Source organism: Pseudomonas sp. LAIL14HWK12:I1 (genome assembly GCF_003202095.1).
In the GTDB taxonomy this organism is placed as follows: Bacteria; Pseudomonadota; Gammaproteobacteria; order Pseudomonadales; family Pseudomonadaceae; genus Aquipseudomonas; species Aquipseudomonas monteilii.
Genome location: NZ_QJKG01000002.1, coordinates 1 through 24,785, shown reverse-complemented (window position 1 = coordinate 24,785; position 24,785 = coordinate 1). Strand labels below are relative to the sequence as shown.

Genomic DNA, 24,785 nt, shown 5'->3' with positions numbered 1-24,785 from the left:
TTGCTGTCCCAAAAAGCCCCGACTTGTCGGGGCTTTTTGTTGTCTGTCTGGATCGCAGGCCCCGGTACAAGCAACTTCCGCTATCATTCGGGCATTTTTCAGGGGGAATACGCGGATGCTCAACGGCCTTTGGCTTGGCTTTTTCCTGGTGGCGGCAGTGTCCGCCCTGGCCCAATGGCTGGTAGGTGGTAATGCCGGGATCTTCGCGGCAATGGTCGAAAGCATCTTCGCCATGGCCAAGCTGTCGGTCGAGGTGATGGTGCTGCTGTTCGGCACACTGACCCTGTGGCTGGGCTTTCTCAAGATCGCCGAAAAGGCCGGTATCGTTGAATGGCTGGCCAAGGTGTTGGGCCCGCTGTTCGCCCGCCTGATGCCGGAAGTGCCGCCCGGCCACCCTGCCCTGGGCCTGATCACCATGAACTTCGCGGCCAATGGCCTGGGGCTGGACAATGCCGCCACGCCGATTGGCCTGAAGGCCATGCGTGCGCTGCAGGAGCTCAACCCCAGCAGCACTACGGCCAGCAACGCGCAGATCCTGTTCCTGGTGCTCAACGCCTCGTCGCTGACGCTGCTGCCGGTGACCATCTTCATGTACCGGGCCCAGCAAGGCGCGCCAGACCCGACCATGGTGTTCCTGCCCATCCTGCTGGCCACCAGTGTCTCGACCTTGGTCGGGCTGCTGTCGGTGGCGGTTATGCAGCGCCTGCGTCTATGGGACCCGGTGGTGCTCGCCTACTTCATTCCCGGCGCGTTGCTGCTGGGAGGCTTCATGGCGTTTCTCTGCACCCTGTCGGCCGCCGCGCTGGCCAGCCTGTCGTCGGTCCTGGGCAACCTCACACTGTTTGGCGTGATCATGCTGTTCCTGGTGATTGGCGCCCTGAAGCGGGTCAAGGTGTATGAAGCCTTTGTCGATGGGGCCAAGGAAGGCTTCGATGTGGCCAAGAACCTGCTGCCCTACCTGGTGGCGATGCTGGTAGCGGTGGGTGTACTGCGTGCTTCAGGCGCGCTGGAGCTGGCCCTGGACGGTATCCGCCATGCGGTGAACTGGCTGGGCCTGGACACCCGCTTCGTCGAGGGCCTGCCCACAGCGCTGGTCAAGCCGTTCTCCGGCAGCGCAGCGCGGGCCATGCTGATCGAGACCATGCAGACGCAGGGTGTAGACAGCTTCCCGGCCCTGGTAGCGGCGACCATCCAGGGCAGTACTGAAACGACCTTCTACGTGCTGGCCGTGTACTTTGGCGCGGTGGGTATCCAGCGCGTGCGCCACGCGGTCGGTTGCGCACTGCTGGCCGAGTTCTCTGGCGTGGTCGCAGCGATCTTCGTCTGCTACTGGTTCTTCGCCTGAACTTTGCGCTGTGCCTGGCTGGCCTGGTCGACGGTCCAGGTCACAACGTGCCCCACCAGCTGGTCGCTGGCCTGGCCGAAACCGGCGACCACCGCTGACACCTGCTTGTCGGCCAGCGGCTGGCGGACCTCGAAACGCTTGCTGGCGAGGATGCGCTGGTTACGGCCCTGAACCAGCCGAGCGTCATAGCGAATCACCACCTCCACCGCGCCGCCCGGGCGGTACTCACTCTGGAATGCCTGCAGCTCGCCAGCCAGCTCGTAGTCGGCCTGCAGGTTGCTGTCGTCGGCGCTCAGGCGCTGTACCTGGCCATCGCGCTGGAAGCCATCGAGCAGGCGATTGCGCAGCAGCACCGGGGCGGCATCGCTCCAGCGTGCACCTTTGTAGCTGCTGACCACATCGCCCTGTGGAATCACGGCAATGCGCGGGCCGGCCAGCACTTCACTGGCCAGCGGCTTGTTCAGCCGCAATGACCAGTCCAGCGGCGCTGCGGTGCGGCTGGGCTGGTTAACCGGCAAGCGATAGAGGTCGACGGGCTCGCTCTTGGGCAGGATCGAGCAGGCACTGGCCAGGCTCAGCGCGGCCGCCAGGGCCAGCAGGCGCAGCGACGGTTTCATGGCTGGAACTCCTTGTTGTTGTCGCGGCCGAGCAGGTAGCCGCTGGGGTCGGCCTCCAGTTGCCGGGAAATACCTTTGAGTGCGTTAAGGGTTTCGCGCAGTTCGCGAATGGCAGGTGTGAGCTGGTTCAGGCCCTGGGCGCCGTCGCCGATGGCCTCGCTGTTGTTTTTCAGCAGATTGTTGATGGTGGCAGTGCTTTCGGCCAGCGACTGCATGGCCTGCTCGGCGCTGCCGATCGCCTGTTTGCCTTCGCTGCCCAGCAGCCCGTTGGCATTGCGCATCAACGTTTGGGTTTCGACCAGGGTGGCGCTGGCCTGCTTGCCTACCTGCACCAGTTGCTCAATGGCCTCGGCGATGCTGCCGTGCTGGCCGGCGAAGGCGCCGGTGGTCTTGTCGAGGTTGGCCAAGGTGCTGCTGAGGTGGCCGATATTGTCTTCGGAGAACATCTGGTTGGCGTTGTGCAACAGCATGTTGATGTTGGTGACCAGGTCGCTGCTGTCATTGAGCAGGCGCGAGATGGGCGACGGCGAGGCGATGATGACCGGCAGCTTGCCGTCCTTGCCCTTCAGCTCGGGGCTCTGTGGCGTGCCGCCGCTGAGCTGGATGAACGCGTTGCCGGTCACGCCGGCCAGGGTCAGTTTGGCCTGGGTGTCTTCCTTCACCGGGGTATCGCCGCTCAGACGAACGCGGGCCAGTACCCGGCGCGGGTCTTTCGGGTCCAGGCGCAAGGTGGACACATCGCCCACCTTGATGCCGTTGTACTGCACCGGGCTGCCACGGGACAGGCCGGAAACGGCCTCGTTGAACACCACTTCGTAGTCCTTGAACGCGTCATCGACACTGGACTTGGTCAGCCACAGGCCAAACAACATGGCGCCGGCCACCACCAGGACGGTGACCAGGCCGATTAGTACGTGATGGGCTCGGGTTTCCATTGCTCAGCGCTCCTGCCCGGCACGGGTGGCGGCCTGCTCGGCTGCACGCCCGCGGGGGCCATGAAAGTATTCTTGAATCCAGGCGTCGTTGGTCTGCTCGACTTCAGCCAGCGGGCCGGCCACCAAAACCTTCTTTTGTGACAGCACCGCGATGCGGTCGGTGATGGTGTACAGGGTGTCGAGGTCGTGGGTGATGAGGAACACCGGCAGGCCAAGGGCATCGCGCAGGGTAAGGATCAGCTGGTCGAACGCGGCAGCGCCGATCGGGTCCAGGCCTGCGGTGGGTTCATCGAGGAACAGGATGTCAGGGTCCAGAGCCAGGGCTCGGGCCAGCGCGGCACGTTTGATCATGCCCCCCGACAGCGAAGACGGGTACTTGTCGGCGGCGGATATCGGCAGCCCGGCCAGGGCCAGCTTAACGCCTGCCAGGTGTTCGGCGTCGGCGCGGGACAGCCCGGCGTGTTCGATCAGCGGCAAGGCCACGTTCTCGGTAACGGTCAGCGAAGAGAACAGCGCGCCCTTCTGGAACAACACGCCAAAGCGCCGCTCGACCAGGGAACGCTGCGCTTCACGCAGGCCGGCGAGGTCCTGGCCAAACACCTTGATCTGCCCTTCGTTGGGCCGGCGCAGGCCAATGATGCTGCGCAGCAGCACCGACTTGCCGCTGCCCGAACCGCCTACCACGGCGAGGATTTCGCCGCGGTACAAGTCCAGGTCGAGGTTTTCATGCACCACCTGGCGGCCGAAGCGGTTGCAGATGCCGCGCGCCTCGATAACGGTTTCCTGGCCACTCACCAGCCCATCTCCATGAAGAACAGGGCAGCCACCGCGTCCAGCACGATGACCACGAAAATCGATTGCACCACTGCCGATGTTGTATGCGCGCCTACCGACTCGGCGCTGCCACTGACCTTGAAGCCTTCCAGGCAGCCGATGGCCGCGATAAGGAAGGCGAAGAACGGCGCCTTGGCCAGGCCCACCAGGAAGTGCTGCACGCCGATGTCGCTTTGCAGCAGTGAAAGGAACATGGCCGGTGAGATATCCAGCGTCAGGGCGCATACCACTGCGCCACCGACAATGCCGCAAATCATCGCGACGAAGGTGAGCAGTGGCAGTGAGATCAGCAGTGCAAGTACCCGTGGAACCACCAGCAGTTCCATCGGGTTCAGGCCCAGGGTGCGGATGGCGTCGATTTCCTCGTTGGCCTTCATCGAGCCGATCTGCGCGGTGAACGCGCTGGCGGTGCGGCCGGCCATGAGGATGGCGGTGAGCAGCACGGCGAACTCGCGCAGAAACGAGAATGCCACCAGGTCGACCGTGAAGACCGTTGCACCGAAGTCGGCCAGCACCGTGGCGCCGAGAAAGGCCACCACCGCACCCACCAGGAAGGTCAGCAAGGCGACGATAGGGGCGGCGTCCAGGCCGGTCTGCTCGATGTGGGCCACAACCGGGGTAATGCGCCAGCGGTGTGGTTGCAGGGCTCGACGCAGCAAGGTTTCGAGGATCACGCCGACAAAGCCCAGCAATTGCATGCTGTCCTGCCACAACGTGCCGACGGCGCGGCCGATGCGTTCCAGCAGCAAGATCAGCACATTGCGTTCGGGTTCCTTGACCGGGATGCAGTAGTCCTGCACCGAACAGTAAACGTTCTTGAGCAGCGCACGGCTGGCTTCGGGCAGGTCTTGGGTGCAGTGGGACAGGCGCTCGGAACCCAGCAGTTCGGCCAGCAACGAGGCGCCCGCAGTGTCCAGGCGGCCCAGCTGGCTGAGGTCGGCGACGGTGTCGGGGGTGGACTGCGCTCGCAGGCGTTCGCTCTCGCGCTTGAGGCTGGCGTAGTGCGCCAGGGTCCAGTCACCGGTTATACGCAGGCAGGCCGGTTGGCTGCTGGTGTCCAGGGTGGCACTGGGGGGGGTCATTGGCTCCATGCTACTGACTCGGCGCTAAGGCTTTGGGGCTGATCATAGCGCAGCAGCCATGGGCTGTTTGGTGATTATGTGCTGTCTGTTGGGTTTGGAGGCCGCAAAGCGGCCCCCATTCAATCACTGTGCCGGCGCGTCATCGACCACCTTGAAGCGCAGCACGCCAATCACCTGGCCATCCTCGGTCAACACCCGCACCTGCCATTTGCCCACCGGGTTTGGCGGGAAGTTCTGCTTGTGGGTCCAGGCCCGGTAGCCTTCCTTGCGCCCGCCGTGGATGTCCAGAGCGATGCGGTCGACCTCTTTGCCGTCCTTCTGCCACACGTGGTAAATCCGCTCGTTCAGGCCGCGTGGTGCGTTGATGGCGGTGTAGGCATACAGGCCGCTGCTGCGAATGCGGCTGGCGGCTATTTCGTCCAGCGAGTCGCCCGGTTGGCGATTCAGCACTTCGGTGCTCACCGCCACTTCGGTCATCCACAGGGTGGCCGGCGGCACCCAGGAACGCAGCAGCCAGCCCCCGGCACCCACCGACAGGGTAACCAGCACCAAGGCGACGCCGCGCCGCCAGGTATTGATCGGGAAGCTGCTGGCCAGGCTGGGGAACGACAGGGCCATGGCGGCGATCAGGGCCAGCTTGAAGCTTTGCGCGGTGGTCAGGTGCAGGATGATCGGCAGCGCGGTCAGCAGGGCGGCAAACAATGTCAGGGTATGCAGCGCCAGGAACAGCCAGCGCCGAGGCGCCAGCCACTTGTAGTACAGCGGGTCGATGATCGAAATCAGGCCTGCGGCGCCGAGCAAACCGGTAAACACCAGCTGGCCGCTGTTCCAGGTGGTGGTGATGAAGAAGAACGGCAGCACGAAAAACAGCGTTTCCTGGTGGATCATCTGCGTCGCGTAGCGCAGCAGCGGCTGCGGGATTTCGCGATTGAAGGTGCGGGCGAACAGGCCGGTCAGGGTGTTCTCCAGCATCAGCCAGACCCAGCTGATCAGCATGAGCACGGCTACCCAGCTGGCCAGGCCGGCTTGGCGGTCGACCAGGATGAAGCTGCCGATACCAGAGAGGAAACCACAGAGCGCGATGATGCCGGGGTAGCGTTTGAGCAGTTCGATGATGCGCAGGACTATGCGGGGTATTTGGGGCATTAGGGGCTACAACAGAAAGGATGAGGTGGCTGTGCCGGGCCTCTTCGCGGGCATGCCCGCGAAGAGGCCGGTACTGGCAAAAGGATACCGCTGATCTACCGTTCTCGTGTAGCACCACTCGGCCGTTGCGGGCCATGCCGCCGCCAGCGCAGCAACCCGGCCGCCAATATCAGCCCCACCACCAGCGCGGCCAGCCCGTACAGCTCGTCATAGCCAAGCAACGGCTTCTCGATACGCAAGTAACCCTCTTCCTTCAGCAATGCCTTCAGCGCCTCATTGGCCTGCTCCAGGCTAACCTGTCGCAACTTGCGCACCGGGTTGGCAAAGCGCCCGTCGGTGTAGTCGTTCAGCGCCCCCCAATAGTAGTCGGCCAAGGCACTGTTGCCCTGGGTGCTCCAGCTTTCCTTGGCAACGCTGGCGTCCTTGACGCGGGCGAAGGTGTCCGGGTCGAGGCCTTCCTTGCGCAGGTGCTCGAACAACGCCCGCATCACCTTCACCGCCTTGTCGATGTCGTCGCGTTCCAGGTCGGCATTGAGGCTGAGCAGGCCGGTATCGCCAAAGCTTTCACGCTGCACCGATGGCCCGTAGGACAGCCCGTTGCGCAGGCGTAGCTGGTCGTACAGCGCCCAGTCCAGGTAACGCGACAGCAGGTCGAGGGTGGCCTGATGGTCGTTGTCCAGGACCGGCTCGATGAACAACCAATGCAGCTTGACGCTATCGCCCAACCAGCCCCGGGTCAGGTCGCGGCGCTGCTCGGCCTGCTGGGTAATGCTTTCCAGGTTGCGGCGCTCTTCCGGCTCGGTGGCTGGCAGTTCGCCAAAGGTGCGTTCCAGGTAGGCTGGCAGCAAGCGATCGAGGCCGCCGACCATGATCAGGGTCATGTTGTTGGCGGCGTACCAGCGGTCACGCAAGGCTTGTACCTGCTCCAGGGTCATGTCGTCGATATTGGAGCGCTCCGGACATTTCAGGCCCAGCTCGGTCGCCAGCTGGTCACTGGCAGGGTGGCCGATATCCTGGCGGTCGAGCCAGCGCTGCAGGTGCCCATAGTGGCCACCATCTTCGCGCTCGATGATGCGCTTGGCGGTGACCAGGGCTTTGTCATCGATACGGGTGTCGCGGATTACCGCCAGCAGCAGGTCGAGCACTTTTCGCTGGTTGCGTGCGGGGGCTTCGATGACAAACGTGGTGTCGGCGCTGCTGGTGTAGGCATTCCACTCGCCGCCGAGCGATTGCAGGCGCTCTTCAAGGCCGCCCTCGCCGGTTTCGTCGATGCCGCTGAACAGCAGGTGCTCAAGCAGGTGCGGCAGCTCTTTCTGTTCGCAATCGAAGTCGTCCAGGCCCACCCCGACCACCAGGCGAATCGCCACATGGTCGCGCTCGTAGCCGTTTTTTAGAATGACCTGCAGGCCGTTGGGCAGCAGGTAGCCCTCAACCCGCGAGCGGTCGAGGGCCAATGAGGGCAGGCTGCAGATCAGCAGGCAAACGAACATCAGGCAACGCATGGGCGAGCTTCGGTCCTCAGGTAGGCATTCACGGCAGGCGGGCTTCGTCCGGCACACTGTCGAGCATCAGCCCGCCGGTGTCGGAGCCGCCCAGTACCACATAGGCACTGCTGCAGAACAAAGAGTTCAACCGCTTCATGTCGGCGATCAGCTCCAAGTGTAGCGAACTGGTTTCGATGCTTTGCACCACCTTACGCTGCAAGCGGCTGACGTGGGCATGCGCCAGGCGCCGTTCCTGGGCGCGAAAACGGCGTTTTTCCTTGAGCAGCAAGCGGGCGCTTTCCGGGTCGGCGCTAAGGAATACCGACAGGCCAAGGCGCAGGTTGGCTAACAATTGCTCCTGCAGCCCGGTCAGCTCTTCCAGCCCCACCTGGGAAAACTCCCGGCGCTGGCTGGTTTTCTGCTGCTGGACCTTGCGCAACATGCGCTCGATGAGGTCGCAGGCGAGCTTGAGGTTGATGGCCAGCTCGATGATCTCGGCCCAGCGGCGGTTGTCCTGCTCGCTGAGATCTTCGCGCGACATCTGCGCAAGGTAAAGCTTGATGGCGCTGTACAGGGCGTCGGCATCCTCACCCAGGGCGCGAACCTGCTGTGGCAGGGCAGTCTGGGTGCCGCGCAGGGCCCCCAGCATGGCTTCAAGCAGGCTGTCGACGATATCGCCCAGACGCAGGGTTTCGCGGGCAGCGTTGGCAAGCGCCAGGCTGGGTGTTTCCAGCGCCGAGGCGTCGAGGTGGCGCGGTCGGATCTGGCCGTTGCCGTTTTCCCGCTCGGGCAGCAGGCTGTTGCACAGCCGGCCCATGAGTTTGACCGTGGGCAGCATGAGCAGGCAGCGCAGGGTGTTGTAGAGCAGGTGGAAGCCGATGACCAGCTCTTGCGGGCTGAAGCTGAGCGAGTCCATCCACTCCACCAATGGGTGCAGCACAGGGATGATCAGCAGCAGGCCGATCAGCTTGTAGAGCAAGCTGCCCAACGCCACACGGCGCCCGGCAGTGTTCTGCATGCTGGTGCTGATGAAGGCCAGTAAGCCGCTACCGATGTTGGCACCGACCACAAGGCCAATGGCCACCGGCAGGCTGATGACCTCGGCACCGGCCAATGTTGCGGTAAGCAGCACGGCGGCGAGGCTGGAATAGGAAATCATGGCGAACATGGCGCCGACCAAGGCGTCGAGCATGATGTCGCCGGTCAGCGAAGCAAACAGCACTTTCACGCCTTGGGCGTGGGTGATCGGCGCAGCTGCCTGCACGATCAGCTCCAGTGCCAGGATGATCAGGCCAAGCCCGATACCGACACGGCCCAGTTGGCCAGCCCGTGTCTGCTTACGTGAGAGGAAGAAGATCACGCCCAGGAATATCAGCAGGGGTGATAACCAGGACAGGTCGAAAGTGAGTACCCGGGCCATCAGCGCGGTACCCACATCGGCACCCAGCATGATCGCCAGGGCCGGGGTCATGGCCATCAGGCCCTGGCCGACGAAGGACGTGACCAGCATGGCCGTGGCGTTACTGCTCTGCACCATGGCCGTGACCAGTATGCCGGCAATGAACGCCAGCGGGCGCTTGTCCATGTTCTGGCTGATGATGCGCCGCAGGTTCGAGCCGAACACGCGGAGAATGCCGGTACGTACGATGTGGGTGCCCCAGACCAGAAGCGTCACGGCCGAGAGCAGGTTGAGCAGGGTCAGCATGGCGAAAGCCCCCTGTTGCACTGGCCCAGCGGGCCAAGAAAAGAAACGTGAGCGTTTGAAGAATTTTCGGTGCTCACTCAAAGCTTTAGTTGTTTTGCGCAGCTGTCGCCAGCTTCGCATGGCTGTCATGTGTTTGAAACCGATCAGACATGAAAAAGGGCCCTGCGAAGGACCCTTTGTGGTTTGCGCTTCCTGGTCTTACTGACCCGGAATGTCCTTGCGCAGTTTCACCGGCTCATGCTCTTTGCCTTCCTTGCGGGCCAGGGCGGTGCGCATGCGGATGTTGATGGCTTCCACCGCCAGCGAGAAGGCCATGGCGAAGTAGACGTAGCCCTTCGGCACATGCACCTCGAACGCTTCGGCGATCAGCACGGTACCGACCACGATCAGGAACGACAGCGCGAGCATCTTCAGCGACGGGTGCTTGTCGATGAAATTGCTGATGGCGCCGGCGCACAGCATCATCACCAGCACGGCAACGACGATGGCGGCAATCATCACCGGTACGTGGGAAACCATACCCACCGCAGTAATTACCGAGTCCAGCGAGAACACGATGTCGATGATGGCGATCTGGATGATGGTGTAGAAGAACTTGCCGCCCGCACCTTTCGGCTCTTCGGCGTTTTCGTCCTCGCCTTCCAGGCCGTGGTAGATCTCTTGCGAGCTTTTCCACAGCAGGAACAGGCCACCGAAGAACAGGATCAGGTCACGTCCGGAGATGCCTTGGCCGAACACCACGAACAGGTCGGCGGTAAGGCGCATGACCCAGGTAATCGATAGCAGCAGCATGATACGGGTGACCATGGCCAGGGCCAGGCCGAAGATCCGGGTGCGTGGCTGCATGTGCTTGGGCATGCGGCTGACCAGGATCGAGATCATGATGATGTTGTCGATACCGAGGACGATCTCAAGCGCGGTAAGGGTGAAAAAGGCAACCCAGATTTCCGGGCTGGTCAGCCATTCCATGTGTTTTCCTTCGAACGATAAAGGCGACACGCCCCTGTCGAGGCGCGTCGCGTCAGACTAATACGCGTTTATTAAAGACTACTGAACAGCGGGAAAATGCCCATCAGCAGCGCGGCGAACATTATGCACAGGCATACCAGCACTGCCCACTTGAGCGTGAAGCGCTGATGATCGCCAAACTCGATGCCGGCCAGGGCCACCAGCAGGTAGGTCGACGGCACCAAGGGGCTAAGCAGGTGAACCGGTTGCCCGACGATCGATGCACGGGCCATTTCCACCGGGGTGATGCCGTAGTGGCTGGCGGCTTCGGCCAGTACCGGCAGCACGCCGTAGTAGAAGGCATCGTTGGACATGAAGAAGGTGAACGGCATGCTCACGATCGCGGTGATCACCGCCAGGTAAGGGCCCAGTGCTTCGGGGATGACGGCCAGCAGGCTCTTGGACATGGCATCGACCATGCCGGTACCCGACAGGATGCCAGTAAAGATACCGGCGGCGAAGATCAGCCCGGTCACGGCCAGCACGCTGCCAGCGTGGGCGGCGATGCGATCCTTTTGCTGCTGCAGGCACGGGTAGTTGACGATCATGGCGATGCTGAAGGCAATCATGAACAGCACGGGCAGCGGCAGCACACCGGCAATCAGTGCGACCATCAGGGCAGCAGTCAGGGCACCGTTGAAGTACAGCAGTTTGGGCCGGCGCGCGTCAGGGTACTGCGAAACGGTAATTTCGCTGTGGTCGATGTCGTCAGTCGGCAGGTGCAGTTCACCCAGGCGGGCACGTTCACGTTTACCGTACATGTAGGCGATGGCCAGAATTGCCAGCACGCCGAACAGCATGGCCGGGATCATCGGTACGAAAATGTCCGACGGGTCTACGTGCAGGGCACTGGCGGCGCGGGCGGTCGGGCCACCCCACGGCGTCATGTTCATCACCCCACCGGCCAGGATGATCAGGCCGGCCATGATCCGCGGGCTCATGCCCAGGCGGCTGTACATCGGCAGCATGGCGGCGCAGCAGATCATGTAGGTGGTGGCGCCGTCACCGTCGAGCGAGACCACCAGGGCCAGCACGGCGGTACCGACAGAGACTTTAAGCGGGTCGCCCTTGACCAGTTTGAGGATCTTGCGCACGGCCGGGTCGAACAGACCGGAGTCGATCATCAAGGCGAAATAGAGGATGGCGAACATCAGCATCACACCGGTGGGCGCGAGCTTGCTGATGCCTTCGAGCATCATGGGGCCGATCTTGGCGGAGAAACCGCCGAACAGGGCGAACAGGATCGGTACCAGAATCAGCGCGATCAAGGCCGACAGGCGCTTGGTCATGATCAGGTACATGAAGGTGATGACCATGGCAAAGCCGAGGAAGGTCAGCATGGCAATACTCCAGGCGTGGCGCGGCGAAAGGAATGTCGATTCGGGCGGATCAGCGCGTCGGGCGCTGCGCAGGGAGCATGCGGAGGGGGACTGCAGGAAGGCGGGCACAGGAATACATCAGAATCACCATTGTTGTTGTTGATTGGGCCGGGCTCGGTAATTACCGGGTGCCCTGGCTGACCGGTCTTGTGCCGGTAGTGGGGGCTATCCTATGAGCGCAAGCTTTCAGCCAGCTTTCGCCGAAGCAAAGGCGACGAGAGGTAGGTGATGCAGGATGTAACCGAAGGGGGCTGCCATTGTGGCGCCTTGCGTTACCGGCTGGTGGGTGACCTGACAGACATCGCCCACTGCCATTGTTCGATTTGCCGGCGGGTAAGCGGTGGGTTGGTGGTGACCTGGCTCACCCTGCCCCGCGCGGGGTTTCAGTGGTTGGCGGGTGAGCCGAACTGCTATGTGGCGCCGGCCAGTTGCAGCCGGTACTTCTGTGGGCAGTGCGGGGCGCATGTGGCGCTGATGACTACCCATAGCCCGGAAACGGTCGATGTGACGGTGGCGACGCTGGATCACCCGGAGCGGGTCAGGGCCAACCGGCATATCTGGGTGGGTAGCCGGTTGCCTTGGTTGCACCTGGATGAGGATTTGCCTTCGGAGGCAGAAGAGAAACTGTAGGCAACATCACAGCTGCAGGCCTCCCGCTGCCTTGTGCAGTGCCCGCAAATGTTCGCCAATCTGCTTCACATTGGCCTCGACAGCCGCAATTTCCTTGGCCCGAGACGGCTCCAGCAGCGCCCTCACCTCTTTGTCCAGGCTGGTGCTCAAACGCAACAACTGTGCCTGGCGTTCGCTGCTCACCTGCTCAAGGTGCTTGCGCTCGTCGGGCTGCGGCAGCCCGTAGCCCTTGGCATCGAGCAGTTCTGCCGGGCGGCTGAGAAAGCCGCTGTTGGCGAGCATCTGCTTGAGGGTCGCATCGGCCTTGCTGACGCTGCCATCTTTCAAGGCAGCGGCATTCAGGTAGCGCTGCTTGACCTCGTCCTGGGCCAGCAGCAGTTGCCGGCGCAAGCTGGCCTGTTCGAGCAGCAGTAACGCGGCGCTGGTGCGCAGGTCGGCCTTGGCAAACCATGGACGGCGCTGCTCGGCATCCAGTGCCAGCCAGTCTTCGACCAGGGCCTGCTTGATCGGCAGCTGTTTGCGCAGCACCTCGAACATGGCCTGGTAGCGGTCGCGATAGGAATCGAACCGGTAGCCCAGGCGCAGCGCCTCACGCGGGTCATCCAGCACGCTGGTGTCTGCCAGCCCCCTGCCCTTGAGCACTGCCAGCAAGCCGTTGGGCATGATGCTGTCGAGGTCGTTGAGGCGTGGGTTGGCGGTACCGCTGCGCAGCAATTTCAACGACTCCACGGCACAGTTGTTGGACAGGAACCAGTAATTGCCGTCGTAGCTCCAGTGCATTTCGGCGGCCTGGCGTACGAGGCGCTCGATTTCGTCGCGGTTTAGCCTCAAGGGCACGGAAGCCAGGCTGCGCAGCTCGGTCTTGGTGTACTCGTCGATTACCTGGCCCAGCGGCAACACGAATAGCCGCGAGGGGTAGTTGCCGACCAGGCCGTCCCAGCTGGACAGCTGCACATCGTTGACGAAAGCGCGATACGACAGCACCAGGCTCTGGTCGAGGTCCAGGCGGCAGTCCGGCCCGCGTGGGCGGCCCGGCTTGCAGATCACCAGACGCAGCATGCTGTGGCCCCAGCGGCTGACCAGATTCTGGTTGGCTTCGGCCAGCAGGTAGTCCACTTCATAGACCCGCTCAGGGTCGATTTCACCCAGCGGCTGGCGGGCAAAGTCGCTGCCGGCATTGATGAACGGCAGGCCCTTGGCGCAGGTGTCCTGTTGCGGTGCCCAGCCGAAGTGCTCGCGCAGGTACTGGTTCAGCGCCGGGCGGCGGCAACCGTAGCTCGGGTCGAGGAGGAAGTACTCCATGTTGACCGCGATGTACTCCTTGGGGCTGCTCAGTTCATAACTGTCGGGGCTGCGCACGAACTGACCATTGTGCTGCTCGCGCTCGCCACGACGGCCTACGTACTGTTGCCAACCCGCCAGGTCGAGCAAACGCGGGTCGTCGCTGAGGGTGAAGCGGCGTTCGGCCTGGCCCCGGCACGCTTCGGGCAGGCCGATTTTGCCCAGCGTGCCTTGCTGGCGCTTGCAGCGGGCAATCAGCGAATGCTCGGCAGCGGGCCACAGCCGGGCACGGTCGTAGATATGGGTAAGCTCGTGCAGCACGGTGGCCAGCAATTCTTCGCGCACCGTGCCATGGGGGCGGTTGGTGCGTTCGGTAGCAGCGCTGCCGTCGGTGAGACCGGGCAGCAGGCGTCGATTGAGCTCAAGGGTGGACACCAGCGATGCCTGGCCGTAGGCATCTGCCGGCATGCTGTCGCTCCAGCTGACCCGCACGCGGCGGTCCAGCTGCTGCTTGAATCGGGGGGGCAGCTTGCCCAAGGCCTCATCGAGCAGGGCCTGGGTGGCTTGGGTTTGCTGCGGGTCCAGGCCGGTTGCCTGCAGCTGAAGCTGCAGGTCGGCCAATACGGGCGTGCCGGGCAGCGTCAGGGCGCAGCCGAGCAGCCAGGCACGCACGCGTTTCACAGTGCGAGGATGGCTTCGGCCAATACCTGGTCGCTGGCGCCACGCGCTTCTGGCACGCGCTCGCGCAGGGTGTTGAAGGCCGCCTCAAGCTGGGCGCCGCGAATGTCACCGTTGCTGGCGACGAAGCTTGCAGCGTCGTCATGGGCTTCGCGCACCACTTTGGAGTCGCGAATCGAGGTGGTGGTGTCCGAGGTGAAGTCGATCGAGCGGCCAAAGGCACGCACGATGATATTGCTGGTGGCCACCAGGGTCTGTGCCTGGGCCAGGTCGGCCAGCAGCAGCATGCCGAGGGTAGCGGCAATCAGCGGTTTACGCATGGAGCATCTCCGAAAAATACAGGGAGTCAGATGTAGTTATTGGACGAGAATTGCCTGCGCCAGTTCCAGGTCGCCGACGGCGTGCCGTGCACAATTGTGGCGTAATGATTCCAGCGCAGCTTCCAGCCGCACACCGCGGATCTGGCCGTCGCTGGCCACGAAGGCCGCCGCATCGTCGCGCGCCTGGCGGACCAGTTTGCGATCGAAGGGTGCAGTGGTGACCTGGCTGGTGACATAGCCGGTAATGACCAGGCTTTGCGTGGTGGTATCCATGGCATGGACGCTGGCCATGCCTGCAACGGAAAACAGCAGCGGCAACAGATAACGCATGGGCTCTACAACAGCTGGAAAGGTGGGGCGCAAAGGCTGGATGGCTGTGCTGGTAGCCACCAGCACAGCCAGAGGGCTCAGCTGGCGTCAGAGTGCCAGGATGGCCTGGGCCAGTTGCGCATCGCTGGCCTGCAACGCGGGTGCTTGCGAGCGGATGTGCAAGAAGGCGCTTTCCAGTTTGGCACCGCGGATGTCGCCCTGGCTGCCAACAAAGGCAGCGGCATCGTCGCGGGCGGCCTTGACGATCTTGTCGTCTTTGAACGAGGAGGAGATATCGGAAGTGGCATCGGTGGACGCGGCTACCGCGCCAACGACGGCGTCGGTGGTGACAACGAAGCTGGTGGCGTTTGCGGTGCCGGCGAGGCTCAGCATCAGGGCGGCGCCAATCAGGTATTTACGGGACATGATCGTGGACTCCTGGACTAGGGTCGGGTGGTTCTGCTTATCGGACGCTCGCACAGCTCGTCACGGTACTTTTAACAGTGGGTTCTACCAGACTGTGAAGCCAAGCGTATCACGCGCCGGTGTTTCTGGATGTTAATGAAAAGCGCGCTAACAAACTGTATCTATGTTTTTTTGGATTATCAAAACTGTACCTATTTGTTTGCGAGAGGCTCTAGCATGCGGCCTGAATGCAAAAAACCCGTTGCAGTTACCTGCAACGGGTTTCGGGAATTCGCGGTGCCGGCCGAAGCCGGCAAGCCGGTGCTTAGCGCCAGAAAGGCTTGCTCAGCTCTTCGTAACGCTGCGACTCGCTGATACCGGCGTCGGCCAGCAGACGGGCGTCCAGGCGAGCCAATTGACGGCGGCTAGCCATACGGCGCTGCCAAAGCAGCAGGGTGGACAGTGCGCGCAGCGGCAGCGAGGCGTTGGATTGCTGGGCGTTGCTTTCAAAAACCAGACCGGAACTGAGGGTACGTTCCATGATGCTTCATCCTTCCGCTTATGGCGGGATTAGGTAGTGATTTAACTGATGCCAATGATCCTCCTCTGTCGTCCATAACAGTAGATACAGTTCAGTTGAAAGACGATGACTCAGTTAACTGTGTAACCCTACTGTTGCACCCGAAACAAGCGCAACTGTACTGGTCTGCACGCTATTGGTGCGTTTTTGGCTGATGGGGGAATTTCAGGAGGAAGGGACTGGCAGAAATACCAGTACAGTAGAACAGTTTTTAATGGAGATTGTAAGGGTGTTGCGGAAGCGGGCTTGCCCGCGGAACAGGCGACACGGAGGATGGCACCGGCTGTGCCGGTATTCCCGGCTAAAGCCGCTCCTGCAGAGCGCGTGACCGGAACAGCACACGCTGTTCCGGATCACGAATTGATCAGCTAGCCAGCATGCGCCCGGTTTCTTCCAGGTTTTCGTGCCAGCTCAGCGCTTCACGCAGAATGTGCGGGGTATGGCCGCCACGCTGGCAGGCACGATCGAAGTAATCGTTCAGCGCAGCGCGGTAGTCTGGGTGCACACAGTTGTCGATAATCGCCCGTGCCCGCTCGCGTGGTGCCAAGCCACGCAGGTCGGCCAGGCCTTGCTCGGTGACCAGGATGTCCACGTCGTGCTCGGTGTGGTCGACATGGCTGACCATCGGCACCACACTGGAAATCGCGCCGCCTTTGGCAATCGACTTGGTGACGAACACAGCGAGGTGGGCGTTACGGGCGAAGTCACCCGAGCCACCAATGCCGTTCATCATTTTGGTGCCGCACACGTGGGTGGAGTTGACGTTGCCGTAGATATCGAACTCCAGTGCGGTGTTGATACCAATGATGCCCAGGCGACGCACCACTTCCGGGTGGTTGGAGATCTCTTGCGGGCGCAGCACCAGCTTGTCCTTGTAGCGCTCAAGATTGCCGAATACGTCGGCATTACGGCGAGTGGACAAGGTGATCGAGCTGCCCGAAGCGAAGCTCAGCTTGCCGGCATCGATCAGGTCGAAGGTGGAGTCCTGCAGTACTTCGGAGTACATGGTCAGGTCTTCGAACGGCGATTCGATCAGGCCGCACATTACGGCGTTGGCAATGCTGCCGATACCGGCCTGCAGCGGGCCGAGCTTGTTGGTCATGCGACCAGCTTCAACTTCTTTCTTGAGGAAGTTGATCAGGTGGTCGGCAATGCCTTGGGTTTCGTCATCCGGCGGCAGCACGGTGGATGGGGAGTCCGGCTGGTCGCTGATGACGATGCCGACGATCTTGGCCGGGTCGATCGGGATGGCGGTGCTGCCGATACGGTCATCGACCTTGACCAGCGGGATTGGCGTGCGGGTCGGGCGGTAGGTCGGGATATAGATGTCGTGCAGGCCTTCCAGGTTGGGGTTGTGCGAGAGGTTGATCTCGACAATCACCTGCTTGGCGAAGATCGCGAAGCTGGCCGAGTTGCCTACCGACGTGGTTGGCACGATGTGGCCTTGCTCGGTAATGGCCACGGCTTCGATGACGGCGATGTCCGGCAGTTTCAGCTGCTGGTTGCGCAGTTGCTCGACGGTTTCCGACAGGTGCTGGTCGATGAACATCACCTGGCCGTCGTTGATGGCCTTGCGCAGGGTGCTGTCGACCTGGAATGGCATGCGGCGAGCCAGCACGCCGGCCTCGGTCAGTTGCTTGTCCAGGTCGTTGCCCAGGCTGGCGCCGGTCATCAGGCTGATTTTCAGTGGCGACTGCTTGGCACGTTCGGCCAGTGCATGCGGTACGGCTTTGGCTTCACCGGCGCGGGTGAAACCGCTCATGCCGACGGTCATGCCGTCCTCGATCAGACCAGCGGCATCAGCCGCACTCATTACCTTGCTGTGCAGGGAGGACAAGCGGATACGATCACGGTACATGGATTGTTATCTCGGGCTACTGAAACTACTGCAGCGCAGTCTAGAGATTTCGCCCATTGCCGTCCCACGACCATGGTCGTATGAGAAGCCCTGAAGTAGAGCCGTTGATCCGGATCAATAAAAGAAAAGCCCCGGCAGATTCTGACCGGGGCTTCCTTTATATCCGCTGGTTTTCAGCCGTGGGTATCAGTCCACAGCCTTGACCATGTCTTCGATCACTTTCTTGGCGTCACCGAACACCATCATGGTCTTGTCCAGGTAGAACAGTTCGTTGTCCAGGCCGGCATAGCCGCTGGCCATGGAGCGTTTGTTGACGATGATGGTCTTGGCCTTGAAGGCTTCGAGGATCGGCATGCCGGCAATGGGCGATTTCGGATCGTTCTTCGCCGCCGGGTTGACCACATCGTTGGCACCCAGCACCAACACCACGTCGGCCTGACCGAATTCGGCGTTGATGTCTTCCATTTCGAACACCTGGTCGTAAGGTACTTCGGCCTCGGCCAGCAATACGTTCATGTGCCCGGGCATGCGGCCTGCCACTGGGTGGATCGCGTACTTCACGGTTACGCCGTTGTGGGTCAGCTTTTCGGTCAGCTCCTTCAGCGCGTGCTGGGCACGGGCCACCGCCAGGCCATATCCCGGCACGATGATTACGCTGTCGGCGTTGCTGAGCAGGAAAGTGGCGTCGTCGGCCGAGCCGGACTTCACCGGGCGCTGCTCTTTGGAGCCTTGCGCCGCACCCGTATCGGTGTCACCGCCGAAGCCGCCAAGGATGACGTTGAAGAACGAACGGTTCATCGCCTTGCACATGATGTACGAGAGGATGGCGCCGGACGAACCTACCAGCGAACCTGCAATGATCAGCATCGAGTTGTTCAGCGAGAAACCGATGCCGGCCGCAGCCCAGCCCGAGTAGCTGTTGAGCATCGACACCACCACCGGCATGTCGGCGCCACCGATCGGAATAATGATCAGCACACCCATGATGAAGGCCAGAACCAGCATCAGGGTGAAGGCACTGTAGTGGCCGGTGAAGGTGAACAGCAGGCCCAGGGCAATGGTGGTCAGGCCGAGGATCAGGTTCAGCTTATGCTGGCCGGCGAACTGTACCGGTGCGCCCTGGAACAGGCGGAACTTGTACTTGCCCGACAGCTTGCCGAAGGCGATTACCGAGCCGGAGAAGGTGATGGCACCGATTGCAGCACCCAGGAACAACTCCAGACGGTTGCCGGTAGGGATCGGGTCGGTGATGGCGGCAACGATGCCCATCGACTGCGGCTCCAACACGGCGGCGATGGCAATGAACACCGCAGCAAGGCCGATCATGCTGTGCATGAAGGCGACCAGCTCCGGCATCTTGGTCATTTCGACGCGCTTGGCCATGATCGAACCGGCGGTACCACCAACCAGCAGGCCGACGATCACGTAGCCGATGCCGGCAGTAGCAAGCTCTGCCCCCAGCTTATAGATAAGGCCGACGGTTGTGAGGATGGCGATCCCCATGCCGATCATGCCGAACAGGTTGCCGCGCCGCGAAGTGGTCGGGTGCGACAGGCCCTTGAGCGCCTGGATGAAGCAGATCGACGCAACCAGGTACAGAAGTGTTACCAGATTCATGCTCATGCTTACTTCTGCCCCTCGTTCTTGGCTTTCTTCTTGAACATCTCAAGCATACGGCGGGTGACCAGGAAGCCACCGAACACGTTGACCGCGGCCAGGGCCACGGCCAGGGTGCCCATCAGCTTGCCTGCCGGGGTAACGGTCAGGGCTGCGGCCAGCATGGCGCCGACGATAACGATTGCCGAGATGGCATTGGTGACCGCCATCAATGGGGTGTGCAATGCCGGGGTGACGTTCCAGACCACGTGGTAGCCCACATAGATGGCCAGCACGAAGATGATCAGGTTGTAGATGCCGTGGGAAATCAGCATATCTTCCATTGTCGTGCTCCTTAGCCGTTCTTGCGGACGACCTGGCCATCGCGGCACATGAGGCAGGCCGCGACGATGTCGTCTTCGAGGTTGATGACCAGTGCGCCGTCCTTGTCGAACAGCAGCTTCATGAAGTCCAGCAGGTTGCGTGCATACAGCGCCGAGGCATCGGCACCCACTTGGGCAGGCAGGTTGGTCGGGCCGACAATGGTCACGCCGTTTTCCTGCACGACCTGGTCAGCAACCGTCAGCGGACAGTTGCCACCCTGGGCTGCAGCGAGGTCGATGACCACCGAGCCAGGCTTCATTTGCGCGACGGTTTCGGCGCTGAGCAAGGTCGGAGCCTTGCGGCCGGGGATCAGTGCGGTGGTGATGACGATATCCGCCTGCTTGGCGCGCTCATGCACGGCCTGGGCCTGGCGTTGCATCCAGCTGGCCGGCATCGGGCGGGCGTAACCACCCACCCCTTCGGCGCATTCGCGCTCCTCATCGGTCTCGTAGGGCACGTCGATGAACTTGGCGCCCAGCGACTCGATCTGCTCTTTCACGGCCGGGCGTACGTCGGACGCTTCGATCACAGCGCCCAGGCGCTTGGCCGTGGCGATGGCCTGCAGGCCGGCAACGCCCGCACCCAGAATCAACACGCGCGCGGCCTTAACGGTACCGGCAGCGGTCATCAGCATGGGCATGAAGCGCGGGTAGTGATGGGCCGCCAGCAACACAGCCTTGTAACCGGCGATGTTGGCTTGCGACGACAGCACGTCCAGGCTTTGCGCCCGCGATGTACGCGGTGCGGCTTCCAGGGCGAAGGCGGTAATGCCGCGTTCGGCCATTTTGCCGATCAGTTCGCTGTTGAAGGGGTTGAGCATGCCCACCAGAAGGCTGCCACTGTTGATCAGGGTCAGTTCCTGGTCGTTGGGGGCGACCACTTTGAGTACCAATTGGGCGCCGTAGGCGTCGGCGGCATTCCCCATGGAAGCACCCACGGCCTCATAGGCACTGTCCGGAATGGCGGCGTTAAGCCCTGCCCCCCGTTGGACGGTGACCTGATGGCCCTGGCCAATCAGTTTCTTGATGGTTTCCGGGGTCGCAGCGACCCTTGTCTCACCGGTCTGCGTCTCGAGAGGAACACCAATGTGCACGACTTTTCTCCTGCGGTGACCTTTTGTCTTTGTAGAAGCCAGCACACTTCGGATGGTGCACTGGGGCGGCTGTGGAGCGCCGACCCGCCAGTTCCCGGGCGGGCGAAGCATTTTGCAGACGAACCAAGGGGCCTTCAACCGGTTCTGGAGCGAAACGAAGTTAAAACTACAAGTCACCCTGTGACCGCTTGTCGCAGTAGTAAGGCTGTAGCCCGTCAAGCATGGGCTATTGGCAGATTAGGAGAAAAAAACAAAAATTTTTCAGTCATTTCGCTTACGGCACGCTGAGTGTCGCAAAATAACCCGCAAGGCCGCGCGCTTAGCAGGGTTAAAGGGTATTTTCTGGCTTGCATAACAGTTTACGGATATGCGACAAATCCATATATCTGTAGGTGTTTAAAATAATTGACTACAGGGTCAATTTGTCGCACTGCTCATTTTCTTGCGGTGTAGGCGTGGGCCTGGCTTACCAGCCAGTCCCGGAAGGCGCGTAGTGATGCCGATTCCACCTTGCGCTCCGGAATCATTAGATAGTAGGCCTTGTCGCTATCGAGGGCATGCCTGTTAGCGACCACCAGCCTACCCTCCTCCAGTTCGCGCTGGATCAGGAACGGCGGAATCAGCGCGATCCCCATTTCATGTATGGCCGCCTGGGCGAGCATCGAGAATAGTTCATAGCGCGGCCCTGTCATGTCGCGCTCCACATTCATCCCCAAGCTGCCGAACCATTGCCGCCAGGCATAGGGGCGCGTGCTTTGCTGCAGCAGAGGTAGTTGGGCGATGCGCTGTGCTTCAAGCATGCCCTGCCCGGCCAGCAATGCCGGGCTGCAGACGGGGACCGGGTTTTCCCCCATCAGCCGGTGAGACTGGGTGCCGGACCAGTCAGCATCACCGAAATAGATTGCGGCATCGAACGAAGTGTCGGCGAACAGGAATGGCCGGGTTCGGTTGGTGAGGTTGACCGTGACCTCCGGGTGGCGTTGCTGGAAGTCCTTGAGGCGCGGAAGCAGCCATTGAGTGCCGAAGGTAGGCACCACTGCCAGTTCGATCACGCTGGCCCCCTGCTGGCCCATCACCGACAAGGTATCGCGCTCCACGGCGTCCAGTTGGGCGGCAACCTGACGGCTATAGGAAAGGCCTGCTTCGGTCAGCTTCACGCCGCGGCGCGAGCGTCGGAACAGTTCCACATTGAGAAAGGCCTCCAGGCCGCCAATTTGGCGACAAACGGCGCCCTGGGTCAGGGCCAGCTCCTGGGCGGCCTTGGTAAAGCTCTCGTTGCGTGCTGCCGCCTCGAAGCAAACCAAGGCGGCGGTACTGGGGATCTTGCGGCGCATGTACGTCAACCTCACTTGTAAGGCTGTCAATATGGCGTTTTGCCGATTTACGAAGTGACAAATTATCACTAATTGGTGCGCAATCCTCGTTTGTCCCGGCGGCCGATCAGGCCTAGGCTCAAAGGCACAAGAAACTGCCCCCTATTTCGAGGATTTCGCTCATGGCCGGTAAAGCAAGCTTCAACTGGATCGACCCGCTGCTGCTGGATCAGCAGCTCACTGAAGAAGAGCGCATGGTGCGTGACAGCGCTTATCAGTTCGCCCAGGACAAGCTGGCCCCTCGTGTACTTGAAGCGTTCCGCCACGAGCAGACTGACCCGGCGATCTTCCGCGAGATGGGTGAAGTCGGCCTGCTGGGGGCCACCATCCCTGAGCAGTACGGCGGCAGCGGCCTGAACTACGTGTGCTATGGCCTGATTGCGCGTGAAGTGGAGCGTATCGACTCGGGCTACCGCTCGATGATGAGTGTGCAGTCGTCGCTGGTCATGGTCCCGATCAATGAGTTCGGTACCGAAGCACAAAAGCAGAAATACCTGCCCAAGCTGGCCAGTGGTGAGTGGATCGGTTGTTTCGGCCTGACTGAGCCTAACCACGGCTCTGACCCAGGCTCGATGATTACCCGCGCCAGGAAGGTAGATGGCGGCTACCGCCTGACCGGCAGCAAGATGTGGATTACCAACAGCCCGATCGCTGATGTATTCGTGGTCTGGGCCAAGGACGATGCCGGTGATATCCGCGGCTTTGTGCTGGAAAAGGGCTGGGAAGGCCTGAGTGCGCCGGCTATCCATGGCAAGGTTGGCCTGCGCGCCTCCATTACCGGTGAAGTCGTCATGGACAATGTGTTCGTGCCAGAAGAGAACATCTTCCCGGATGTGCGCGGCCTCAAAGGTCCGTTCACTTGCCTTAACTCAGCCCGTTATGGCATCTCCTGGGGGGCGCTGGGTGCTGCGGAAGCCTGCTGGCACACTGCGCGTCAGTACACGCTGGATCGCCAGCAATTCGGTCGCCCGCTGGCTGCCAATCAGCTGATCCAGAAGAAGCTGGCTGACATGCAGACCGAAATCACCCTGGCACTGCAGGGCTGCCTGCGCTTGGGGCGCATGAAGGACGAAGGGACGGCTGCGGTGGAGATCACTTCGATCATGAAGCGCAACTCCTGCGGCAAGGCGCTAGATATTGCCCGCATGGCGCGTGACATGCTGGGTGGTAATGGCATCTCCGACGAGTTCGGCGTGGCCCGTCACCTGGTCAATCTGGAGGTCGTCAACACCTACGAAGGCACGCACGACGTGCATGCATTGATCCTGGGGCGTGCGCAAACCGGTATCCAGGCCTTCTATTAATAAGGAGCCAGCCCATGGGCGCGCTATCACATCTGCGGGTGCTGGACCTTTCGCGCGTGTTGGCTGGCCCATGGTCTGGCCAGATTCTCGCTGACCTGGGCGCTGACGTGATCAAGGTCGAGCGCCCGGGCAGTGGTGATGACACGCGCGCGTGGGGCCCGCCCTTCCTGAAGGATGCTGCGGGTGACAATACCAGCGAGGCGGCTTATTACCTGTCGGCCAACCGCAACAAGCGCTCGGTGACCATCGACTTCACCCAGCCTGAGGGGCAGCGCCTGGTGCGTGAGCTGGCAGCCAAGTCCGATATCGTCATCGAGAACTTCAAGGTGGGCGGTCTGGCTGCTTATGGGTTGGACTACCAGAGCCTGAAGGCGATCAATCCGCAGCTTATCTATTGCTCCATCACGGGGTTTGGCCAGACCGGCCCCTATGCCAAGCGTGCGGGTTACGATTTCATGATTCAGGGGTTGGGCGGGCTGATGAGCCTGACCGGTCGCCCGGAGGGCGAGGAAGGTGCAGGGCCGGTCAAGGTGGGGGTGGCGCTTACCGACATCCTTACCGGGCTGTATTCCACGGTGGCGATGCTCGCTGCCCTCGCCCACCGGGATCAGGCCGGGGTGGGGCAACATGTCGATATGGCATTGCTCGATGTGCAGGTGGCTTGCCTGGCGAACCAGGCAATGAATTACCTGACTACGGGTGTCCCGCCTCGCCGGCTAGGTAATGCGCATCCCAATATAGTGCCCTACCAGGATTTCCCGACGGCGGATGGTGACTTCATTCTTACCGTGGGCAACGACAGTCAGTTCCGCAAGTTCGCCGAAGTGGCCGGGCAGCCACAATGGGCGGATGATCCGCGTTTCGCCACTAACAAGCTGCGGGTAGCCAACCGGGCGGAGCTGATTCCTTTGATCCGCCAGGCCACGGTGTTCAAGACCACGGCGGAGTGGGTAAGCCAGTTGGAAGCTGCGGGCGTGCCATGTGGGCCGATCAATGACCTGGCGCAGATGTTTCAGGACCCTCAGGTGCTGGCTCGGGGTTTGGCGGTGAGCATTCCCCATCCGTTGGCGGGTAGCGTTCCGCAGGTGGCAAGCCCGATACGGTTGTCGGAGACGCCAGTGGAGTATCGCCGGGCGCCGCCACTGTTGGGTGAGCACACTGAGTTGGTGCTGGAGGAAGTGTTGGGGCTGCAAGCGGGAGAGGTGCGGCGCTTGCGTGATGCGGGCGTGCTGTAGAGCTGTCCGGTGTTGCTGAAAAGCGGGGAGGCCGTCAGGCCTCCCCGCTTTGCTTTTCAGCGATGTTAAGGTTTCTTGAAATTAACGGTTGACGCGGTTTCGAATCCCCTTATAATGCGCCCCACTTCCAGCGACATCGGAACGAAAAACTCCTTGATATTCAATGAGTTAAATAGTTAAGGTGGCGTTGAAAGGGCTACGATC

Annotated in this window: 23 protein-coding genes; 4 read left to right on the top strand and 19 right to left on the bottom strand. The window is 61.8% G+C overall.

Annotated elements, in window-relative coordinates; all coding sequences use genetic code 11:
• Positions 1-115: 115 nt before the first annotated feature.
• Positions 116-1,345, top strand: coding sequence for a nucleoside recognition domain-containing protein (locus D906_RS04980; RefSeq protein WP_027614786.1), 1,230 nt, complete (start codon positions 116-118; stop codon positions 1,343-1,345).
• Here D906_RS04980 and D906_RS04975 read toward each other — a convergent pair.
• The 9 genes from D906_RS04975 to D906_RS04935 all read right to left on the bottom strand — a co-directional run bounded on the left by D906_RS04975 (position 1,327) and on the right by D906_RS04935 (position 11,496).
• Positions 1,327-1,962 carry an ABC-type transport auxiliary lipoprotein family protein gene (locus tag D906_RS04975; protein WP_019099191.1) on the bottom strand — a complete coding sequence of 212 codons (636 nt, stop codon included), beginning with the start codon at positions 1,960-1,962 and terminating at the stop codon, positions 1,327-1,329. The genes D906_RS04980 and D906_RS04975 overlap by 19 nt on opposite strands.
• Positions 1,959-2,897, bottom strand: coding sequence for an MlaD family protein (locus D906_RS04970; RefSeq protein ID WP_019099190.1), 939 nt, complete (start codon positions 2,895-2,897; stop codon positions 1,959-1,961). The genes D906_RS04975 and D906_RS04970 overlap by 4 nt, the downstream gene beginning before the upstream one ends.
• A 3-nt stretch (positions 2,898-2,900) precedes the next feature.
• Positions 2,901-3,692: an ABC transporter ATP-binding protein gene (locus tag D906_RS04965; RefSeq protein ID WP_027614785.1), complete on the bottom strand. Its 792-nt coding sequence runs from the start codon at positions 3,690-3,692 to the stop codon at positions 2,901-2,903.
• Positions 3,689-4,822 (bottom strand): ABC transporter permease, encoded by a 1,134-nt coding sequence (locus D906_RS04960; RefSeq protein ID WP_027614784.1) that lies wholly within the window; start codon positions 4,820-4,822, stop codon positions 3,689-3,691. The genes D906_RS04965 and D906_RS04960 overlap by 4 nt, the downstream gene beginning before the upstream one ends.
• Before the next feature lie 114 nt (positions 4,823-4,936).
• On the bottom strand, positions 4,937-5,959 hold the full coding sequence (locus D906_RS04955) for a DUF5924 family protein (protein WP_019099188.1): 1,023 nt from the start codon (positions 5,957-5,959) through the stop codon (positions 4,937-4,939).
• Between the two features lie 95 nt (positions 5,960-6,054).
• On the bottom strand, positions 6,055-7,461 hold the full coding sequence (locus D906_RS04950) for a pitrilysin family protein (protein ID WP_027614783.1): 1,407 nt from the start codon (positions 7,459-7,461) through the stop codon (positions 6,055-6,057).
• A gap of 28 nt (positions 7,462-7,489) precedes the next feature.
• Positions 7,490-9,148 carry a Na/Pi cotransporter family protein gene (locus tag D906_RS04945; protein WP_019099186.1) on the bottom strand — a complete coding sequence of 553 codons (1,659 nt, stop codon included), beginning with the start codon at positions 9,146-9,148 and terminating at the stop codon, positions 7,490-7,492.
• A gap of 198 nt (positions 9,149-9,346) precedes the next feature.
• Positions 9,347-10,117, bottom strand: coding sequence for a TerC family protein (locus D906_RS04940; RefSeq protein WP_016712866.1), 771 nt, complete (start codon positions 10,115-10,117; stop codon positions 9,347-9,349).
• 71 nt (positions 10,118-10,188) lie between these two features.
• Positions 10,189-11,496, bottom strand: a complete 1,308-nt coding sequence (locus D906_RS04935) for a CitMHS family transporter (RefSeq protein WP_016712867.1) — start codon at positions 11,494-11,496, stop codon at positions 10,189-10,191.
• A 267-nt stretch (positions 11,497-11,763) separates the two neighbouring features.
• Between D906_RS04935 and D906_RS04930 the strand changes: the two genes are divergently transcribed.
• A complete protein-coding gene (locus tag D906_RS04930) occupies positions 11,764-12,165 on the top strand; it encodes a GFA family protein (protein WP_019099185.1) in 402 nt (133 codons plus the stop codon).
• A gap of 6 nt (positions 12,166-12,171) precedes the next feature.
• Here D906_RS04930 and D906_RS04925 read toward each other — a convergent pair whose 3' ends face one another.
• The 10 genes from D906_RS04925 to D906_RS04880 form a co-directional block, all read right to left on the bottom strand.
• Positions 12,172-14,127, bottom strand: coding sequence for a DUF4105 domain-containing protein (locus tag D906_RS04925; RefSeq protein WP_019099184.1), 1,956 nt, complete (start codon positions 14,125-14,127; stop codon positions 12,172-12,174).
• Positions 14,124-14,444, bottom strand: a complete 321-nt coding sequence (locus tag D906_RS04920) for a DUF2388 domain-containing protein (RefSeq protein ID WP_012316830.1) — start codon at positions 14,442-14,444, stop codon at positions 14,124-14,126. Before D906_RS04920 ends, D906_RS04925 begins: the two co-directional genes overlap by 4 nt.
• 36 nt (positions 14,445-14,480) lie before the next feature.
• Positions 14,481-14,774: a DUF2388 domain-containing protein gene (locus tag D906_RS04915; protein WP_027614782.1), complete on the bottom strand. Its 294-nt coding sequence runs from the start codon at positions 14,772-14,774 to the stop codon at positions 14,481-14,483.
• An 87-nt stretch (positions 14,775-14,861) separates the two neighbouring features.
• Positions 14,862-15,179, bottom strand: coding sequence for a DUF2388 domain-containing protein (locus tag D906_RS04910; RefSeq protein WP_016712871.1), 318 nt, complete (start codon positions 15,177-15,179; stop codon positions 14,862-14,864).
• Between the two features lie 304 nt (positions 15,180-15,483).
• Complete coding sequence (locus D906_RS04905) at positions 15,484-15,699, bottom strand: DUF1127 domain-containing protein (protein WP_003256968.1); 216 nt, start codon at positions 15,697-15,699, stop codon at positions 15,484-15,486.
• A gap of 403 nt (positions 15,700-16,102) precedes the next feature.
• On the bottom strand, positions 16,103-17,596 hold the full coding sequence (locus tag D906_RS04900) for an acetyl-CoA hydrolase/transferase family protein (RefSeq protein WP_016712872.1): 1,494 nt from the start codon (positions 17,594-17,596) through the stop codon (positions 16,103-16,105).
• 186 nt (positions 17,597-17,782) lie between these two features.
• Positions 17,783-19,219 (bottom strand): NAD(P)(+) transhydrogenase (Re/Si-specific) subunit beta, encoded by a 1,437-nt coding sequence (locus D906_RS04895; RefSeq protein ID WP_019099183.1) that lies wholly within the window; start codon positions 19,217-19,219, stop codon positions 17,783-17,785.
• A gap of 2 nt (positions 19,220-19,221) precedes the next feature.
• Positions 19,222-19,536, bottom strand: a complete 315-nt coding sequence (locus D906_RS04890) for an NAD(P) transhydrogenase subunit alpha (RefSeq protein ID WP_016484308.1) — start codon at positions 19,534-19,536, stop codon at positions 19,222-19,224.
• 11 nt (positions 19,537-19,547) lie between these two features.
• Positions 19,548-20,669, bottom strand: a complete 1,122-nt coding sequence (locus D906_RS04885; RefSeq protein ID WP_019099182.1) for a Re/Si-specific NAD(P)(+) transhydrogenase subunit alpha — start codon at positions 20,667-20,669, stop codon at positions 19,548-19,550.
• A 434-nt stretch (positions 20,670-21,103) separates the two neighbouring features.
• Positions 21,104-22,003, bottom strand: coding sequence for a LysR family transcriptional regulator (locus D906_RS04880; RefSeq protein ID WP_026020486.1), 900 nt, complete (start codon positions 22,001-22,003; stop codon positions 21,104-21,106).
• Positions 22,004-22,164: 161 nt separating this feature from the next.
• Between D906_RS04880 and D906_RS04875 the strand changes: the two genes are divergently transcribed.
• Positions 22,165-23,346, top strand: coding sequence for an acyl-CoA dehydrogenase (locus tag D906_RS04875; RefSeq protein WP_019099181.1), 1,182 nt, complete (start codon positions 22,165-22,167; stop codon positions 23,344-23,346).
• 14 nt (positions 23,347-23,360) lie between these two features.
• Positions 23,361-24,581 carry a CaiB/BaiF CoA-transferase family protein gene (locus tag D906_RS04870; protein ID WP_019099180.1) on the top strand — a complete coding sequence of 407 codons (1,221 nt, stop codon included), beginning with the start codon at positions 23,361-23,363 and terminating at the stop codon, positions 24,579-24,581.
• Positions 24,582-24,785 lie beyond the last annotated feature (204 nt).

What these genes read in the sequence shown, in the direction of transcription:
- D906_RS04960 (WP_027614784.1), bottom strand. Translation starts at nt 4,822, where the DNA reads ATGGAGCCAATGACCCCCCCCAGTGCCACCCTGGACACCAGCAGCCAA.
- D906_RS04980 (WP_027614786.1), top strand. Translation starts at nt 116, where the DNA reads ATGCTCAACGGCCTTTGGCTTGGCTTTTTCCTGGTGGCGGCAGTGTCC.
- D906_RS04910 (WP_016712871.1), bottom strand. Translation starts at nt 15,179, where the DNA reads ATGTCCCGTAAATACCTGATTGGCGCCGCCCTGATGCTGAGCCTCGCC.
- D906_RS04915 (WP_027614782.1), bottom strand. Translation starts at nt 14,774, where the DNA reads ATGCGTTATCTGTTGCCGCTGCTGTTTTCCGTTGCAGGCATGGCCAGC.
- D906_RS04955 (WP_019099188.1), bottom strand. Translation starts at nt 5,959, where the DNA reads ATGCCCCAAATACCCCGCATAGTCCTGCGCATCATCGAACTGCTCAAA.
- D906_RS04870 (WP_019099180.1), top strand. Translation starts at nt 23,361, where the DNA reads ATGGGCGCGCTATCACATCTGCGGGTGCTGGACCTTTCGCGCGTGTTG.
- D906_RS04905 (WP_003256968.1), bottom strand. Translation starts at nt 15,699, where the DNA reads ATGGAACGTACCCTCAGTTCCGGTCTGGTTTTTGAAAGCAACGCCCAG.
- D906_RS04890 (WP_016484308.1), bottom strand. Translation starts at nt 19,536, where the DNA reads ATGGAAGATATGCTGATTTCCCACGGCATCTACAACCTGATCATCTTC.
- D906_RS04945 (WP_019099186.1), bottom strand. Translation starts at nt 9,148, where the DNA reads ATGCTGACCCTGCTCAACCTGCTCTCGGCCGTGACGCTTCTGGTCTGG.
- D906_RS04930 (WP_019099185.1), top strand. Translation starts at nt 11,764, where the DNA reads ATGCAGGATGTAACCGAAGGGGGCTGCCATTGTGGCGCCTTGCGTTAC.
- D906_RS04935 (WP_016712867.1), bottom strand. Translation starts at nt 11,496, where the DNA reads ATGCTGACCTTCCTCGGCTTTGCCATGGTCATCACCTTCATGTACCTG.
- D906_RS04970 (WP_019099190.1), bottom strand. Translation starts at nt 2,897, where the DNA reads ATGGAAACCCGAGCCCATCACGTACTAATCGGCCTGGTCACCGTCCTG.
- D906_RS04950 (WP_027614783.1), bottom strand. Translation starts at nt 7,461, where the DNA reads ATGCGTTGCCTGATGTTCGTTTGCCTGCTGATCTGCAGCCTGCCCTCA.
- D906_RS04880 (WP_026020486.1), bottom strand. Translation starts at nt 22,003, where the DNA reads ATGCGCCGCAAGATCCCCAGTACCGCCGCCTTGGTTTGCTTCGAGGCG.
- D906_RS04940 (WP_016712866.1), bottom strand. Translation starts at nt 10,117, where the DNA reads ATGGAATGGCTGACCAGCCCGGAAATCTGGGTTGCCTTTTTCACCCTT.
- D906_RS04975 (WP_019099191.1), bottom strand. Translation starts at nt 1,962, where the DNA reads ATGAAACCGTCGCTGCGCCTGCTGGCCCTGGCGGCCGCGCTGAGCCTG.
- D906_RS04875 (WP_019099181.1), top strand. Translation starts at nt 22,165, where the DNA reads ATGGCCGGTAAAGCAAGCTTCAACTGGATCGACCCGCTGCTGCTGGAT.
- D906_RS04920 (WP_012316830.1), bottom strand. Translation starts at nt 14,444, where the DNA reads ATGCGTAAACCGCTGATTGCCGCTACCCTCGGCATGCTGCTGCTGGCC.
- D906_RS04895 (WP_019099183.1), bottom strand. Translation starts at nt 19,219, where the DNA reads ATGAGCATGAATCTGGTAACACTTCTGTACCTGGTTGCGTCGATCTGC.
- D906_RS04900 (WP_016712872.1), bottom strand. Translation starts at nt 17,596, where the DNA reads ATGTACCGTGATCGTATCCGCTTGTCCTCCCTGCACAGCAAGGTAATG.